Annotated in this window: 15 protein-coding genes; 12 read left to right on the forward strand and 3 right to left on the reverse strand. The window is 60.7% G+C overall.

Annotated features, from left to right (window positions below):
* The first annotated feature begins 7 nt into the window (after nucleotides 1-7).
* The gene (locus ACN0Q0_RS11150) at nucleotides 8-1498 is read left to right on the forward strand and encodes an MORN repeat-containing protein (RefSeq protein WP_417243470.1); all 1491 of its coding nucleotides are present in this window, start codon (nucleotides 8-10) and stop codon (nucleotides 1496-1498) included.
* 19 nt (nucleotides 1499-1517) lie between these two features.
* Here ACN0Q0_RS11150 and ACN0Q0_RS11155 read toward each other — a convergent pair whose 3' ends face one another.
* Nucleotides 1518-2180, reverse strand: a complete 663-nt coding sequence (locus tag ACN0Q0_RS11155) for an SDR family NAD(P)-dependent oxidoreductase (protein ID WP_417243471.1) — start codon at nucleotides 2178-2180, stop codon at nucleotides 1518-1520.
* A 261-nt stretch (nucleotides 2181-2441) separates the two neighbouring features.
* On the opposite strand from ACN0Q0_RS11155, the gene ACN0Q0_RS11160 reads away from it, so the two are divergent.
* From ACN0Q0_RS11160 to ACN0Q0_RS11195, 8 genes are all read left to right on the forward strand, one after another.
* Nucleotides 2442-2798, forward strand: a complete 357-nt coding sequence (locus ACN0Q0_RS11160; RefSeq protein ID WP_417243472.1) for a cupin domain-containing protein — start codon at nucleotides 2442-2444, stop codon at nucleotides 2796-2798.
* Between the two features lie 12 nt (nucleotides 2799-2810).
* A complete protein-coding gene (locus tag ACN0Q0_RS11165; RefSeq protein ID WP_417243473.1) occupies nucleotides 2811-4373 on the forward strand; it encodes a 2-isopropylmalate synthase in 1563 nt (520 codons plus the stop codon).
* 241 nt (nucleotides 4374-4614) lie between these two features.
* The gene (locus ACN0Q0_RS11170; protein ID WP_417243474.1) at nucleotides 4615-5652 is read left to right on the forward strand and encodes a rod shape-determining protein; all 1038 of its coding nucleotides are present in this window, start codon (nucleotides 4615-4617) and stop codon (nucleotides 5650-5652) included.
* A 57-nt stretch (nucleotides 5653-5709) separates the two neighbouring features.
* Complete coding sequence (gene mreC, locus ACN0Q0_RS11175) at nucleotides 5710-6657, forward strand: rod shape-determining protein MreC (RefSeq protein WP_417243475.1); 948 nt, start codon at nucleotides 5710-5712, stop codon at nucleotides 6655-6657.
* A complete protein-coding gene (locus tag ACN0Q0_RS11180) occupies nucleotides 6650-7189 on the forward strand; it encodes a rod shape-determining protein MreD (protein WP_417243476.1) in 540 nt (179 codons plus the stop codon). The genes mreC and ACN0Q0_RS11180 overlap by 8 nt, the downstream gene beginning before the upstream one ends.
* A complete protein-coding gene (mrdA, locus tag ACN0Q0_RS11185) occupies nucleotides 7189-9108 on the forward strand; it encodes a penicillin-binding protein 2 (protein ID WP_417243477.1) in 1920 nt (639 codons plus the stop codon). Before ACN0Q0_RS11180 ends, mrdA begins: the two co-directional genes overlap by 1 nt.
* Nucleotides 9105-10253: a rod shape-determining protein RodA gene (gene rodA, locus ACN0Q0_RS11190; RefSeq protein WP_417243478.1), complete on the forward strand. Its 1149-nt coding sequence runs from the start codon at nucleotides 9105-9107 to the stop codon at nucleotides 10251-10253. Before mrdA ends, rodA begins: the two co-directional genes overlap by 4 nt.
* Complete coding sequence (locus ACN0Q0_RS11195; RefSeq protein ID WP_417243479.1) at nucleotides 10250-11188, forward strand: 2-hydroxyacid dehydrogenase; 939 nt, start codon at nucleotides 10250-10252, stop codon at nucleotides 11186-11188. The genes rodA and ACN0Q0_RS11195 overlap by 4 nt, the downstream gene beginning before the upstream one ends.
* A 32-nt stretch (nucleotides 11189-11220) precedes the next feature.
* Here the strand turns inward: ACN0Q0_RS11195 and ACN0Q0_RS11200 are convergent, their stop codons facing one another.
* Both ACN0Q0_RS11200 and ACN0Q0_RS11205 read right to left on the reverse strand, forming a co-directional pair.
* Nucleotides 11221-12039, reverse strand: a complete 819-nt coding sequence (locus tag ACN0Q0_RS11200; protein WP_417243480.1) for an SseB family protein — start codon at nucleotides 12037-12039, stop codon at nucleotides 11221-11223.
* Nucleotides 12036-12614 (reverse strand): uracil-DNA glycosylase family protein, encoded by a 579-nt coding sequence (locus ACN0Q0_RS11205; RefSeq protein ID WP_417243481.1) that lies wholly within the window; start codon nucleotides 12612-12614, stop codon nucleotides 12036-12038. Before ACN0Q0_RS11205 ends, ACN0Q0_RS11200 begins: the two co-directional genes overlap by 4 nt.
* A gap of 163 nt (nucleotides 12615-12777) precedes the next feature.
* On the opposite strand from ACN0Q0_RS11205, the gene ACN0Q0_RS11210 reads away from it, so the two are divergent.
* The 3 genes from ACN0Q0_RS11210 to ACN0Q0_RS11220 all read left to right on the forward strand — a co-directional run bounded on the left by ACN0Q0_RS11210 (nucleotide 12778) and on the right by ACN0Q0_RS11220 (nucleotide 16740).
* Nucleotides 12778-14058, forward strand: coding sequence for a Na+/H+ antiporter NhaA (locus ACN0Q0_RS11210; RefSeq protein ID WP_417243482.1), 1281 nt, complete (start codon nucleotides 12778-12780; stop codon nucleotides 14056-14058).
* A 203-nt stretch (nucleotides 14059-14261) separates the two neighbouring features.
* A complete protein-coding gene (locus tag ACN0Q0_RS11215; RefSeq protein WP_062220099.1) occupies nucleotides 14262-14915 on the forward strand; it encodes an ABC transporter ATP-binding protein in 654 nt (217 codons plus the stop codon).
* Nucleotides 14899-16740, forward strand: coding sequence for a capsule biosynthesis protein (locus ACN0Q0_RS11220; RefSeq protein ID WP_417243483.1), 1842 nt, complete (start codon nucleotides 14899-14901; stop codon nucleotides 16738-16740). Before ACN0Q0_RS11215 ends, ACN0Q0_RS11220 begins: the two co-directional genes overlap by 17 nt.
* Nucleotides 16741-17009 lie beyond the last annotated feature (269 nt).

Here is a 17009-nt window from a genome sequence, read left to right on the forward strand (position 1 = left end):
ACGGGCGATGACCAACCATGGGGTACGACAGGTGACACGCGCGACATTTCTCACATCATTCACCGTATTGGGGACCGTGTTTTCCCTGTTGGTGACACCACTTGCCGCCCAAGAGGCAGGCGCGGTTGTCACCCGTCAAAACGATCAGGGCGGCATTTACGAGGGAACGTTCAAAGACGGCGTGCAACATGGTGTCGGCTCCTACAGCCTTCCGTCCGGCTTTGAATACACGGGCGAATGGTTCGAGGGCGAGATCAAGGGTGAAGGCCTCGCACGCTATCCCGACGGCTCGGTCTACGAGGGCGCATTCGCAGCGGGCAAGCCCCACGGCTTCGGCAAAATCACCTATGCCGATGGCGGCACCTACGAGGGCGATTGGGTCGAGGGTGAGGCCACCGGATCGGGGGTCGCGACCTATGCCAACGGCGTCAAATACGAGGGCGGTTTTCTGGCCGCCAACCACCACGGCCAAGGCCGCATGGAAAGCCCGTCGGGCTATGTCTACGAGGGCGCATGGGTCAATGGCGTCAAGCAAGGCAAAGGCACCATCACCTACCCCGAGGGTGCCACCTATGTCGGGGAGTTGGTCAATGACCAACGTGCGGGAGTGGGCCTTTTGACCATGCCGGACGGTTTGGTGTTTGATTGCACATGGGCCGACAACCAATGCAATGGCACAGGCACGATCACCCAACCCAACGGCGATGTGTACACCGGCGACCTGAAGGACGGCAAACGCGAGGGCGCGGGCAAAGTCACCTATGCCAACGGCGATCTCTACGAGGGGGCGTTTGTCGATGACAAACGCCACGGCATCGGCACCTACACCGGTACGGACGGCTACACCTACCAAGGCCAGTGGACCGAAGGCCGGATCGAGGGCAACGGCCGCGTCACCCACCCCGACGGGTCGGTTTATGTCGGGGAGTTCCTTGACGATCTCAGCCACGGCAAGGGCATGATCACCTACCCGTCCGGCACCACATACGAGGGCGATTGGCAATACGGCATCATCGAGGGAACAGGCATGGCGAAATACGCCAACGGCCTGATCTATGAAGGCGAGTTCAAAAACGCCCGCAACCACGGCTCGGGTAAAATGACCTATACCGACGGCTTTATCTATGACGGCACATGGGTCGACGGCGTGCGCGAGGGGACCGGCACCGCAACCTACACCGATGGCACCGTCTATACGGGCGATTTCGTCGCGGGTCGCCGCGAAGGCACTGGCACCGCCGTAATGCCATCGGGGTTCACCTACACAGGCGCATGGGCGGATGGCGAGTTTAACGGCATGGGCAAAGCCACCTACGCCAACGGCGACGTCTACGAGGGCATGTTTGCGGATGGCAAACGCCAAGGCAAAGGCACAATCACCTACGCCTCTGGCGAAGTGGCCTCCGGCGACTGGGCGGAGGGCGCCCTGATCACCAAAGCACCCGACGCGGTCTCCCCCGAGGCCTCAGCCACGGAGCCTCCCGCCGCAAGCGAGTGACACAAGAGCGCGCGCTGTGTCACCACGCCACCTCATCGCCGCGCCAATCGTAAAACCGCCCCGTTCGCGTCGCGTCCAAACCGTCAACAACACGCAGCAGGTTTTGCGCCGCCTCATCCGGTGACACAGTGTGATGGCGCCCTTGGTATTGCGCGGTGAACCCTGTCGCGACCGTTCCGGGATGATAGGCGACGAGGCACACATGTTTGTGGGTCCGCGCCAGTTCAACCGCCGCCGTGCGCACGATCTGGTTGGCGGCGGCTTTGGCGGCACGGTAGGCATACCATCCGCCCATTTTATTATCACCGATGGATCCGACGCGGGCAGTCAGCACCGCGACCCTCGCGGGGCGATCACGCGGCAACAGGCGTGGCAACGCACGCAAGATCAACGCCGGTCCAATCGCATTCACCGCGAACTGATCGGCCATCGCCTCCGCCGTCAGCGCACCCAGTGATTTCTCGGGCGGGCGCCCCGCCCCATCCAGTTGCCCCGTGGCGACGATCACGCGCTCGAACGGCCCGTCTATGGCCTCAAGCACCCCGGCGACACTCGCAGGGCGGGCGAAATCGAAATCTCCACGTGTCCGCGACAGGCGCACAACCGCCTCGCCACGCGCCTCCAACGCGGCGGCAACCGCCCCGCCAATACCGCCCGATGCCCCGATAACCAGTGATGCCATTTTGCGCTCCTTTACAGGCTTACGCAGCCCAACGCCCAAAAGTTCATTTTTTGGGTTTTCATTAAGGATCGCGCGGCTATAGTCCAAAGCATGATGACAAACGCACATATCTCTCTCGCCCAACTGCGCCTTTGCGCGGGCTGTGGCCGTGCGCGTCTTCTACTCCTTAGCTGCCTCTGAGCGTGCCGTCGGCGCGATGCTCAGAGGTTGAACCTTGCGCCGTCCCCATCCACGCAAATCCATAGCTAAGGACACAATCCGATGATCCCCATAAACCTTGCGCAAAAACTTGCGCTCTTTGACAGCCATTGGGACCCCAAAGTCATTGCCGACTACAATGACAACGAGGTCATGGTTGTCAAATTTCAGGGTGAGTTTCCATTTCACATGCATGAGACCACCGATGATTTCTTTCTCGTGCTTGAGGGCGAAATGATCATGGAGTACGAAGGCGCCGATCCGGTGACGGTCCGCGCAGGCGAGTTGGTCATTGTCCCAAAGGGCCAAGTCCACCGACCCCGTGCCGAAACGGAGGTCAAAGTCCTCCTGATCGAGCCAAAAGGCGAACCCAATTCAGGCGATAGCGGCAAAACGCCCGCGCCTAAAACACGTATTTGAACGAGGCACGATATGTCTGACCAAGTCCTGATTTTCGACACGACACTGCGCGATGGCGAGCAATCCCCCGGCGCAACCATGAGCCACAACGAGAAACTCGAGATTGCCACCCTGCTCGACGAGATGGGCGTGGATATCATCGAGGCGGGGTTCCCGATTGCCTCCGAGGGCGATTTCGAGGCCGTCTCCGAGATTGCCAAGAACTCCAAGAACTCGGTGATCTGTGGCCTTGCCCGCGCCAGTTTCAAGGATATCGACCGGTGTATGGAGGCGGTGAAACACGCCGCACGGCCGCGCATCCACACCTTTATCGGCACCTCGCCGTTGCACCGCGACATCACGGCGCTCGATATGGACGGCATGGCCGACAGAATCCACGAGACCGTGACCCATGCGCGCAACCTGTGCGACAACGTGCAATGGTCGCCGATGGATGCGATCCGCACCGAACACGATTATCTGTGCCGCGTCGTGGAAATCGCGATCAAGGCAGGGGCGACCACGATCAACATTCCCGATACCGTCGGCTACACCATTCCGCGCGAAAGTTCGGATATTATCCGGATGTTGCTTGAGCGCGTTCCCGGAGCCGACGAGATTGTGTTTGCGACCCACTGTCACAACGACCTTGGCATGGCCACCGCCAACTCGCTTGCCGCGGTCGAGGCGGGCGCCCGCCAGATCGAATGTACGATCAACGGTCTGGGCGAACGTGCGGGCAATACGGCTCTCGAAGAGGTCGTGATGGCGCTCAAGGTGCGCAACGACATCATGCCGTATGCGACCCGTATCGACACAACCAAGATCATGAACATCTCGCGCCGCGTGGCGCAGGTGTCGGGCTTCCCCGTGCAGTTCAACAAGGCAATTGTGGGCAAGAACGCCTTTGCCCACGAAAGTGGTATCCACCAGGACGGGATGCTCAAAAACTCCGAGACATTCGAAATCATGCGCCCCGCGGATGTGGGCCTGTCGGGGACATCGCTGCCGCTCGGCAAACACTCGGGCCGCGCCGCCCTTCGTGCGAAGCTCGAAGAGTTGGGATATGAGCTTGCCGACAATCAGCTCAAGGACGTCTTCGTGCGGTTCAAGGAGTTGGCCGACCGCAAGAAAGAGGTGTTTGACGACGACCTCATTGCCTTGCTGCGCGACACCGCGGGCGGCGAGCAAAACGACCGCGTAAAACTCAAATCGCTCAAAGTCATCTGCGGCACCGAAGGCCCGCAACAGGCGTCGATGGCTCTGGATGTCGATGGCGTCGAAAAATCGGCCAACGTCACAGGCGACGGTCCCGTGGACGCGACATTCAAGGCGATCAAAGAGATCTTCCCGATGACCTCGCGGTTGCAACTGTATCAGGTGCATGCCGTGACCGAAGGCACCGATGCACAGGCCACCGTCTCTGTGCGCCTTGAGGAAGATGGCAAAATCGCCACGGGCCAATCAAGCGATACCGATACGGTTGTGGCCTCGGCCAAGGCCTATATCAACGCGCTCAACCGTCTGTTGGTGCGCCGCGAAAAATCTGCCCCCGGCGCGGATGTGAAAGAAGTGAAATACACCGACGCGAGCTAACGCACTGCGCTCACAACCGGACCCTCACGACAATGGCCATCCTTCGGGGTGGCCATTTTGCGACCGGCCCGAAACAGCCCCCCCGATGGCGGCACACCCGTCACGCGCCCGTCACGCAAAAGTGGCGGCGCTTTGCCGCCTTGCGCGAAAGCGACCCTTTTCCACAAGGCAAGACCCTCTTATAAGACCTTCGGTACGGGAGATTCTCTCCCTTATGGGAGTGAAGGACATTAGGGGCATTATGGCGGGTTTTTCGGGACTTTTTTCAGCGGACATGGCGATTGATCTCGGCACCGCAAACACACTTGTCTACGTTAAAGGCAAGGGTGTGATCCTCAATGAGCCATCTGTTGTGGCCTATCACGTCAAGGACGGGCGCAAACAAGTGCTCGCCGTTGGCGAGGATGCCAAACACATGCTCGGGAAAACCCCCGGCTCCATCGAGGCCATTCGCCCGATGCGCGACGGTGTGATTGCCGACTTTGACACCGCCGAAGAGATGATCAAACACTTCATCCGCAAGGTCCACAAACGCACGACATTTTCCAAACCAAAGATCATCGTTTGTGTGCCGCATGGCGCGACCCCCGTTGAAAAACGCGCGATCCGCCAGTCGGTCATGTCCGCCGGCGCCCGCAAGGCCGGCCTGATTGCCGAACCGATCGCGGCGGCAATCGGCGCGGGCATGCCCATCACCGACCCCACAGGCAACATGGTTGTCGACATCGGCGGCGGCACCACCGAGGTGGCCGTTTTGTCGCTCGGGGACATCGTTTATGCGCGCTCCGTGCGCGTCGGCGGCGACCGGATGGATGACGCCATTATCGCCTATTTGCGCCGTCAACAGAACCTGTTGATCGGCGAAGGCACCGCAGAGCGGATCAAAACCACCATCGGCACGGCCCGTATGCCGGACGACGGGCGCGGTTTGGTAATGACCATTCGCGGTCGTGACCTGCTCAACGGCGTGCCAAAAGAACTCGAAATTACACAAGCGCAAGTGGCCGAAGCCCTCGCCGAACCCGTGCAGCAGATTTGCGAAGCGGTGATGCAAGCGCTTGAAACCACCCCACCCGATCTGGCCGCCGACATCGTGGACCGTGGCGTGATGCTCACGGGGGGCGGGGCGTTGCTCGGCGATCTCGATCTGGCGCTGCGCGAGCAGACGGGTCTGGCCATTTCGGTGGCGGACGAGCCGCTCAACTGTGTCGCAATGGGGACCGGCAAAGCATTGGAGTTTGAAAAACAACTCCGTCATGTAATCGACTACGACAGCTGAGACTGGGCACCCTTAACCCGTGGGGACATCGGGTCACCACAGCCGTAAGAGGTGATCGTGGCTAGAGACAAAAACACATCGGACAACTATGTCCGCCCGATCCAGCGTTTGTTGGTCGGGCTTTTGGTGTTGGTCTTTTTGGCTGTCTTCGTCCTGTGGCGGATCGATAGCCCGCGCGTGGAGCGGATGCGGTCGCACCTCGTTGATACGGTCGTCCCCTCCTTCGAATGGGCCCTGGTTCCGGTGACGAAATTCGTCGGCATGGTCGAGGGGTTCCAGAGCTATCAGCGCATCTATGATCAAAATCAGGAGCTGCGCCGCGAGCTGCGCCAGATGACGGCGTGGAAAGAGGCGGCGCTGCAACTGGAGCAAAAGAACGCCAAACTTCTGGACCTCAATCAGGTGCGCATCGACCCGAAATACACCTATGTCACCGGCGTGGTCATGGCCGATAGTGGCTCGCCGTTCCGCCAGTCCGTGATTTTGAACGTCGGCGCACGCGACGGGATCATGGATGGATGGGCGACGATGGACGGCGTCGGCCTTGTCGGGCGGATCTCGGGCGTGGGCGACAATACCGCCCGCGTGATCCTGTTGACCGATAGCAATTCACGCCTGCCCGTGACGGTACAACCCTCGGGCCAACGCGCCATTTTGTCCGGCGACAACTCGGGGCGTCCGCCGCTTGAGTTCATCGAGAGCCCCGAACTGGTGCGTCCGGGCGACCGCGTGATTTCATCAGGCGATGGCGGGGTTTTCCCCCCGGGCCTGTTGATCGGTCAGGTGGCTTTGGGACCGGACCGCCGTCTGCGCGTGGCACTCTCGGCGGACTACGAGCGGCTCGATTACCTACGGGTTTTGCGCACCCATGAGGGCGAGAAAATCATCGACCCCGGTGCATTGATTGCGGGCCAACAGCCCATTACCCCCTTTGTCGAGGGGCCTGACGGCACGGCAGAGGAACAGACCACCGCCACGCAAGGCGCGGGGGGAACTGATGGTTGACCCGCATACCGTTCAGCGGTGGCTGCACCGCGCCGCATTTGTCGCAATTTCGGCGTTGGCGCTGTTCATCTATATTCTGCCGCTGCATGTCGGCATGGGGCGTTGGCCGGGTCCGGATCCAATTCTGGCCTTTGCCTTGGCATGGGTGTTGCGGCGGCCCAACTGGATCCCGCTGTGGCTCGCCGCGCCGGTCTTTTTGCTCTGTGATTTTATGTTCTTGCGCCCTCCGGGGCTGTGGGCGGCGCTTTGCGTTATTGCCCTTGAGTTTTTGCGCACCCGCGAGGCGACATCACGCGACATGCCGTTTGCCGTGGAATGGGCAATGGTCGGCGGCGTCATGTTGGCGATGGCCGTGGTCTACCGTGCGGTGCTTGCCGTGTTCATGGTCGACCTCACCTCGTTGGGCCTCGTGATTTCGGGGCAGATCTCGACCCTGATCGCCTATCCGTTTGTGGTTTTGATGTCGGCCTCCCTGCTCGGGGTGCGCCGCCTTACCCCCGCCGAGGCCGATGAGTTGCGGGGGCAGGCCTGATGCGCCGCTCCCCTCAGGATACCGCGACCTCAGCGCGCAAAATCTCGCGCCGTGCCATGTTTTTGGGCGGCTCCCAACTTGCGTTTATGAGCATTCTCGGGCTGCGGATGCGCTATATGCAGGTGGAACAGGCCGATGAGTTTCGCCTGATGGCGGAGGACAACCGCATCAAAGTGCGGCTTTTGCCCCCTGCACGCGGATTATTGTACGACCGCAACGGGGCGGTTCTGGCCGAGAATGAACAAACCTTTCGCATCGTGATCCGCAAGGAGGACGCAAACCAGATCGACCAGGTTCTGGTGGAGTTGGAACGCCTGATCAGCTTGCCCAAAGCCGATCAGGATCGCGTGCGCGACGAGCTGCGCAAAGCCGGCCCGTCCGCTCCCGTGACCATCGCCGATCGCTTGTCGTGGGAGGCGTTTTCAGCGGTCTCCGCCAACGGTCCCGCCCTTCCGGGGGTAACGCCCGAGGTGGGCCTGTCACGGCGTTATCCGTTGCACGATGATTTCGCGCATATGGTCGGCTATGTCGGGCCTGTGTCTGATTACAACCTGTCCAAAATGGAGGTGATCGACCCGCTCTACCGCATTCCCAAATTCCAGATTGGAAAGTCCGGGGTCGAAAGCCAGTTGGAAGATGACCTCAAGGGCCGCGCAGGCACCTTGCGGGTCGAACAAAACGCACGCGGGCGGATCATCCGCGAGTTGGACCGGCAAGAAGGCGTGGCCGGCGACAATATCCAACTGACCTTTGACCACAAGATGCAGAACTTTATGCAGGTTCGCCTCGCAGGGGAAAGCGCCGCCGCCGTCATCATTGATGTCGAGACAGGCGATGTGATGGCCTCGGGGTCCACGCCCGCCTTTGACCCGAACCTGTTTGTGCGCGGCATCTCCGTTGCCGATTACAACGCGCTACTGGAAAACACGTACCGCCCGCTGCCCTCAAAATCTGTTCAGGGGGCCTACCCTCCCGGCTCGACATTCAAAATGGTCACGGCCCTCGCCGCACTGGAGGCGGGCGTTGTGGCCCCCGATGACACGGTGCGCTGCCTTGGCCACACCGAGGTCGGCGGGCGCAGGTTCCACTGTTGGAAGCGCTCGGGCCACGGCAACGTCGACCTCGTGGGATCCCTGCGCCATTCGTGTGACGTCTATTACTATGAGATGGCTCAACGTGCGGGCATCGAGAAAATCGCGGACATGGGGCGCAAACTCGGCCTTGGCGAAATCTATGACCTCCCCCTTCCGGGGATGAGTTCCGGCCTGATGCCCGACAAGCAATGGAAACTTGAAAAGCGCGGCGCGGAATGGGTTGTGGGCGATAGTCTCAATGCCTCTATCGGTCAGGGGTTTGTCCTGACCACGCCGATGCAACTGGCGGTGATGACCGCACGGCTCGCCACAGGCCGCGCCGTGACCCCGCGCCTCGTCAAATCCATCGACGGTGTCGAACAGGAGATCCGGGGGGGCGAAAAACTGGACATCAACGAAAACATGCTGCGGGCGGTCCGTCAGGGCATGTACGAGGTGTCCAATTCATCGCGCGGCACCGCCTATGGATCGCGGATCGCGGATGCGGCATTGCGCATGGCGGGCAAAACCGGAACGAGTCAGGTGCGCAGCAAGGTTGTGAACAACAACAACGTCCCATGGGAAGAACGTGACCACGCCCTGTTCGTCTCTTTCGCCCCCTATGACGCCCCGCGCTACGCCGTTTCCGTGGTGGTCGAGCATGGCGGCGGCGGGTCGGCGGCCGCGGCCCCGATTGCCCGTGACCTGATGCTCTATGCCCTGCACGGCACGGTGCCGCCCCTCGACAGCTATCCCACATCACAACAGGGCACGATCCGCGAGCGGTTCCGCACGATGCCCCTGCGCGATGACACCGGGGCCGATCCCGAAAAGAGCCGCGCATGAGTTATCTTGAAAGCAATATGAAGACGGTCCCGACGGGCCTGTCAAAGGTGCTTTACGTCAACTGGGCCTTGGTGGTGTTGCTCACGGCGGTGGCCTCGGTCGGGTTCATCATGCTGTATTCAAACGCCGGCGGCTCGCTGACACCATGGGCGGAGCCGCAGATGAAGCGGTTCGCGCTTGGCGTTGCATTGATGTTGTTCATCGGCATGGTGCCGATCTATTTCTGGCGCAACGTCGCGGGGGTCGGGTATATCCTGTCGTTTGTGCTGTTGTTGATCGTTGAGTTTTTCGGCGATGTCGGCATGGGCGCACAGCGGTGGATCGACCTCGGGTTTATGCGACTGCAACCCTCCGAGTTGATGAAAGTGACCCTCGTGATGTTTCTGGCCGCCTACTATGACTGGCTTGATATCAAAAAAGTGTCGCGGCCTTTTTATGTCGCGATCCCCGTGATCCTCATTATGATCCCGACCGTGTTGGTCCTCAAACAACCCGACCTTGGCACCTCCATCTTGTTGGTGATGGGCGGCGCGATTGTGATGTTCGCGGCGGGGGTGTCATGGTGGTATTTCGGTGCGGTGGCGGCGATGGTCAGCGGTCTGGTCGCAGCCGTGTTTACCTCACGCGGCACCACATGGCAGTTGCTCAAAGACTACCAATATCGCCGCATCGACACGTTTCTTGACCCCTCGTCGGATCCTTTGGGCGCGGGCTATCACATTTCACAGGCCAAAATCGCGCTCGGGTCAGGCGGATGGACCGGGCGCGGGTTCATGCAAGGCACGCAAAGCCGTTTGAACTTTTTGCCCGAAAAGCACACCGATTTCATTTTCACGACACTGGCCGAAGAGTTCGGATTTCTGGGCGGGATCTCCCTGCTCGCCCTCTACGGATTGATCATCATGTTTTGCATCGTCTCTGCGATGCGCAACGCCGACCGCTTTGGCTCGCTTGTCACCATCGGGATCGCCGCGACGTTCTTTTTGTTCTTTGCGGTCAATATGTCGATGGTCATGGGATTGGCCCCTGTTGTGGGAGTCCCCTTGCCGCTTGTATCCTACGGCGGGTCCGCAATGCTCGTGTTGATGGTGGCGTTTGGCATCGTACAATCGGCACATGTTCACCGCCCACGAGGTCGCTCATGACACTGACGTTATTGTTTTCCGCCCCCGACCGGCTCTGGCCCGCCTACCGCGAGGCCCTTCCCGTGGCGCTTGCGGCCGCGGGCATCGACGCGCGGATCACACGCGCGGCGGATGAGGCCCCCGAGGCGGTCGATTACATCATCTACGCCCCCAATGAGGCGCTCACCGATTTCACACCGTTCACCCGCACCAAAGCCGTATTGTCCCTTTGGGCGGGCGTTGAGCGGATCGTATCCAACCCGACACTGACGCAACCGCTGTGCCGCATGGTCGATGACGGATTGGCGCTCGGGATGCGTGACTATGTCGTCGGGCATGTGATGCGTCACCATCTTGGCATGGACGCGCATATCCACGGGCTGGACGGCCGTTGGGATCAGGTGGTGCCGCCATTGGCCCGCGATCGCACGGTGGCGGTTTTGGGCCTTGGGGCCTTGGGACAGTTTTGCGCGACAGCGATTGCGGCATTGGGGTTCGAAACGCTCGGATGGTCGCGCTCGCCCAAGGAGATCACAGGGATCACCTGTGCCCACGGGCCGGACGGATTGCACGATGTGTTACGCCGCACCGAGATCGTTGTGACGCTTTTGCCCAACACCCCCGCGACCGAAAATACGCTCGATGCGCGCACCCTTGCGCTTTTGCCCGGGGGAGCTGTGATCATCAACCCCGGTCGGGGCGCATTGATTGACGACGCGGCGCTGCTGTCCGCGCTCGAGAGCGGCCGGATCGGCCACGCCACACTGGATGTGTTCCGCACCGAACCGTTGCCCGCGCCCCATCCCTACTGGGCGCATCCGCGCGTCACGGTAACGCCACACATCGCCGCCGAAACCCGCCCCGCAACAGCGTCCACAGTTATAGCCGAGAACATTCGCCGCAGCCAGACAGGCGCGCCGTTGTTGCATGAGGTCGACAAAAAAGCGGGCTACTGACGCGCCCGCTCTCTATGCGTTTACGCTGCATCCTACCGTAGTTTGGGCGGGCTCGACGGGTCCATTCCCGGCGCGGACGGCCCCGCGCCCGACACCTCCGGCTCGGGCAGATCAAACCGCAACCCGTGCCGCGCGAGCGCCGCACAGGCGGGGTCGGAGGGGCGGAAAAACGCGACATCAAGCGCACCGGCCTCGACCCCTGAAAAAATCAGCGCCTCGGACACCAGTTTGGCCAAGGCTCCCTCGGAGCCGGGAACATGATCCACAAAGGCGAGGATGTGCGATTTCGTGCCACCCTGATAGGACACGCCCGCAAGGTAGGCGAGGCGGGCCAGACCACCTGTGATGGCGAGTTTTTGGTCCAGTGCGGTGACGAGGCTTTCGGGCAATCCGTGCGGCGGGGTGATTTCCTCGGGGGTGCCTTCGGTCTCGGTCGGTGCGGCCCCAAGCGTCTCGGTGAGCCATTCCACGGCCTCGGGCGGCAACAGCATTTCGGAAGGCGCAACGGTGAGGTTCAGCCCGAGGCCAAGCCCCGACCCGCTCAACATCTGCGCCAGAGACCGCCCCGACAGCGCGACATACGGCACCGCCCCCGCGAAGGCGGCAAGGCGTTCTTCGCGGTCGAATACGAGCACGAACTGTGTGTCCTCGACGGGGAAAATGCGTGGCGTCACCGGACTGTCGCCTTGGGGCTCTTCCTCAAGCAGGAGAAACAATTCCGCATCCGCGACACGTTCATAAAACCGCAGGCGGGTGTTGTCATCCTCAGGGGCGGCGGTCATCGCGGCGTGGGCGCGATCAATCGCCGTTTCGAGAACGGCGGTGGGGGATGCAGTCAAATCGTCGCTCATAGAACCTCCTGTATCCGTGCGCGCAGTGCGGGCAGAACCTCACCCTCGAACCACGGATTTTTCTTTAGCCAACCCGTATTGCGCCACGACGGATGAGGCAAGGGGAAGGCGCGGGGCGCATGGTCGCGCCACTTGCGCACGGTGTCGGTCATGGCGCCTTTTGCGCCCAGATGATAGCGCATCGCGTGTAGTCCGACCACAAGGACGAGAGGCACCTCGCCAAGTTCGGCCATCACACGGTCATGCCACGTCTGGCGGCACAGGGCGGGCGGCGCGATATCGGCCCCCTTTGCATCATACCCCGGAAAGCAAAAGGCCATCGGCACAATAGAAATACGGTCACGGTCGTAAAAAGTTCCCGCATCCACGCCCATCCAGTCGCGCAACCGCTCGCCCGACGGATCGGTAAAGGGTATGCCGCTCTCATGGACCCGCGCACCGGGGGCCTGTCCCGCGATCACGATCCGCGCGGACGGGCGAAACCACACCACCGGACGCGGCGCATGGGCCGATGCGGTCGATGCAAAACGCTCCGCACACAGGCGGCAATTGGAGATTTCATGTGCCAGTGACATGCTAGGATCATAGCGCCCACCGCGCCTGAAATCTATCCACTGTGACCCTCACCGCCACCCCCACGCCGCAATCCACCGCAATCCACCACGCTAGCCGCTTGCCCTGCCCCGCCCCATCCAGTATTCCCAATGCAAACTTGTCTAAATGGGGTGGAGCTAAGACATGTATAAGGTCTGGAATTTTGTAACCAACTATTCGCTGCTGCTGATTTTTGGCGCGGTTATTGCGCTGATCTGGGCCAATATTGACCCGCATTCCTACCATGCCTTCGTGGAATTCCCCCTCGCGGAAGATTTCTTTATCGGTCATGCCCACGATGACGGGCACGGACATGTGTCACGCACCCTGACGCTGCATTACCTCGTGAACGATCTGCTGATGGCGCTGTTTTTTGCCATCGCGGCCAAGGAGGTCTGGGAAGCGGTCATTCTCAAGAACGGCTCGCTGCGTGGCAAGAAGGCCGCCACCCCGCTCGTCGCCACCGCCGGCGGCATGTTCGGCCCGATCCTTGTCTACCTCGGTCTCGCCGCCATTCTGGGCTCCGAGACCTACTCCGCCGTGAAAGATGGTTGGGCCGTTCCCGTCGCCACCGACATCGCGTTTGCCTACCTCGTTGGTCGCATCGTGTTCGGCGCGGGCCACCCCGCCATTCGCTTCTTGCTTCTTTTGGCGATTGCCGATGATGCCGCGGGCCTTGTCATCCTTGCCGTTGCCTATCCAACCGGCGCATTGGCCATCGAATGGCTCCTGCTCTCTGTCGCGGCCGCTGTGGCCGTATTCGCTCTGGCCAACTGGTTGCCACGCAAACTCGATGTCGGCAATGAAGTGCGGCCGAACTCCACCTGGGTGCGTCAAAAGCTCGGGTTCTGGCCCTACCTGATTGCCGCTTGTATCTCTTGGTACGGCTTTATGCGTGCGGGCATCCACCCTGCCTTGGGTCTTTTGCCTATCGTTCCCACGATCCCCCATGCGGATCGCGCCTTTGGTATTTTTGCCTCCGCCGAACAACACCTTTCGGATTTGCTCAACGATATCGAGCACAAGTTGAAATTGCCTGTCGAGGTCATCTTGTTCTTCTTCGGTTTGCTCAACGCGGGTGTCGAGTTCAACGCGATTGGCGATCCGACCTGGTTGGTTCTGGCAGGGCTCATTATAGGCAAGCCGCTTGGTATTTTGATCATGGGGGCCTTTGCCGCGCATGTTCTGAAACTGGGCCTGCCCGAAGGAATGCGCACCATTGACCTGTTGGTGATCGGCTGTGTCGCGGCCATCGGGTTCACCGTATCGCTGTTCATTGCCTCGGTCGCCTTTGACGCGGATGCGATGTTGGGCGACACACCTGTTCAGGCGGCTGCGAAAATGGGGGCCTTGTTCTCGTTCGGTGCCGCGGCGATTTCCATCGTGGCGGGGAAACTATGCCGCGTTGAAAAACAAAACGGCTAAGCCCGGACGCACATCTTGCGTGCATCTCGGAAAATTGAACGGGGGCAATCATCGGATTGTCCCCGTTTTGATCATAGTAACTGTAATATAATGGAACTATTTCGAATTGAGGGACATAATGTCGCCCAATTGGTGCCGTATAACCGTATCGTAATACAAAGCCACCAAGTGCTTTGGCTTAAACAGTTTCGAGGCCGCATTCGATGCTCGAGTTCGACAATGTCAGCAAGTCCTTCTGGACAGGCACACAACGCAAGGTGATCCTTGACCGTGCGTCCTTTCGTGTGGAATTGGGCAACTCGCTTGGCATTCTCGCGCCGAACGGCACAGGCAAAACCACCATCATCAACATGATGTCCGGTCTGGAAAAACCCGATGAGGGCGAAATTCGTCGGGGATGTCGCGTGTCTTTTCCGCTCGGATTCATGGGCGGGTTAATCGGCAAACATACAGCCCGCGAAAACGTCCGCTTTATTGCGCAACTCTACGATCTCGACCCCGATTATGTCGAAGCCTTTTGCCGGTGGCTCTGCGGGTTGGAGGAATATTTCGACATGCCTGTGGCGACCTATTCGTCGGGAATGCGGTCGCGCCTGTCCTTTTCGCTGCTTTTGGCGCTCGATTTCGACATTTACCTGATTGACGAGGGAATGCCATCGACCACCGATGTGGAGTTTAACCGCAAGGCGGGTAGCATCCTGCGCGAGCGACTGGAAAAGTCGACGCTGATTGTGGTATCCCACCAAACAGCAACGCTCGAAAAATTCTGCCGCTCTGCGGCGGTGTTACGCAAAGGCAAGTTGCATTTCTTTGACACTCTGGAAGAGGCGAAATCTCTCTATGACTACGAAGCCTAAAGTCCAGAAATACCGCGTACGGCGCGGGCCGCGCACCGCCGCACAAAGCGCCGCCGCCCAAGCGGGCCATCAGGCTGCCGCCGCACAGGTGTCCGAAGATTCGGAGGCCGTACAAGACCGCGTGCGCCAATTGCACGCCGCCAACACGCCCGCCAATGCCGCGCCGGAAGCGGCCAATACGGCGCCCCTACAGGGCGATGCCCTGTTCGACAACGGGGCGACCGATGACGGGTTCGGCGACGGGCCGTTCCCCGGATCAGCCGCCGCCGAGAAACCTCGAACGACACGCCGCACCGCGCGCCCGCATGGCGGTGTCGCCTCGGAGTTGGGCAAGGATGCAACGGCCAGGACCGGCGATGTGACGCCCGCCGATGAAATGACTGTCGACGCCGAAATCGACGCGATCCGCCGCGAGGGACTGACAGGGCGCCAATTGCGCATGGCCCGCCGCGTGGCAAGCAAACACGGGCTTGCGCCCACCTCCGATTTCGACGCTATCCGCCTTTTGCGCAAGCAGGGGATTGATCCGTTCCAAAAGGGGACGGTTCTTGATCTCGTCGAGACGAATGCCACGACTGACGGCGGTGCGGGCCTACCGGCACGACGCGATCCGCAGCTTCCAAAGACCGTAGATCAACCGCCACTGCCCTCCGCCGCCGTGTTGGAACGCATTTCGCGTGAGGACGATATTTCAACCATTCAGCGCGACATCGCCAAACGCCGCCGGCGCAAGATGTTGCTGTTGGTGGCGCGTCTGGCCGCCTTTGTAGTCCTGCCCACGATGTTTGCAGGCTACTATTTTTACAATATCGCAACCCCGATGTATGCGACCGACACCTCCATGGTGATCAAACAGGCGCAATCCCCCGCCTCGGGATCGGGAATCGGGTCATTGTTGTCGGGATCGCCCCTTGGCACCTCGCAAGAGGCCGTGACCGTACAAGACTATTTGATGTCCAAAGACGCGATGTTGCGTCTGGATGCCGATGTCGGGTTCAAGGGCCACTTTGCCTCCGAAACCATCGATCCGCTACAGCGCCTCCCCGAAAACCCGTCAAACGAGGAAGCCTATAAAGTCTACCAGGACCGCGTCAAAATCGGCTACGATCCGACCGAGGGCATCCTGAAAATGGAAGTGGTCGCCGCCGACCCGCAGGTTTCCAAACAGTTTTCCGAGGCCCTGATTACCTATGCCGAAGAACGCATGGACCAACTCACACAGCGCATTCGTGACGACCAGATGGCCGGCGCACGCGAGAGCCTTGATGAGGCCGAGGCCAAGATGAGCAAGGCCCAGGAGGACGTGGTCGAACTGCAAGAGCAGATGGGCATCATTTCCCCCGATGCCGAAACATCCGCCCTGATGGGCCAGATCAACGGGTTTGAAACGCAATTGCAGCAAAAGCGGCTGCAGCTGCAACAGCTCCTCGATAACAGCCGCCCGAACCAAGCCCGCGTCGAAGGTGTGCAGGGCGATATCGGTCGGCTTGAGGCCCTGATCAGCGATCTGCGCAATGACATGACCGAGGCGCAACGCCCCGCAGGATCCCTTGCCCGCATCACCGCGCAACTGCGCATGTCCGAGGTGGAGCTTCAGACCCGTCAGGCGATGGTCCAGCAGGCCTTGATGAACCTTGAGAGTGCGCGCACCGAGGTGAACCGCCAGATCAGCTACCTGTCCACTGGGGTGAGCCCTGTTGCGCCCGAAGATCCCTCCTACCCACGCAAGTTCGAGAACACGCTTCTCGCGCTTTTGGTGTTCTCGGGGATCTACCTATTGGCCTCCCTGACAGCCGCCGTGCTGCGCGAACAGGTTTCGGCCTAAGCCCCTCCTCGCAGATTGCGACAACACGCGATCAGCAGGCCCACGCCCAACGGCGGGGCCTGTGCCGGTTGGTTGGGCATGACAAAAGCGCCGTCGCAAAGGCCCGCGTACACCGCCGCCCCGAACGTAGGCCCCGTCAAACACCACAACATGGTTTGCCACACACCATACGGCCGGCGATGGCGCCATGAAGGCCGGTCATTTCGGTTAAAAACAGGTAAAAACACCACGCGGCAAGCGCGGATTCACGCTCCACCTGCCTGTCTGCT

The organism is Celeribacter sp., assembly GCF_048259695.1.
Classification (GTDB): Bacteria; Pseudomonadota; Alphaproteobacteria; order Rhodobacterales; family Rhodobacteraceae; genus Celeribacter.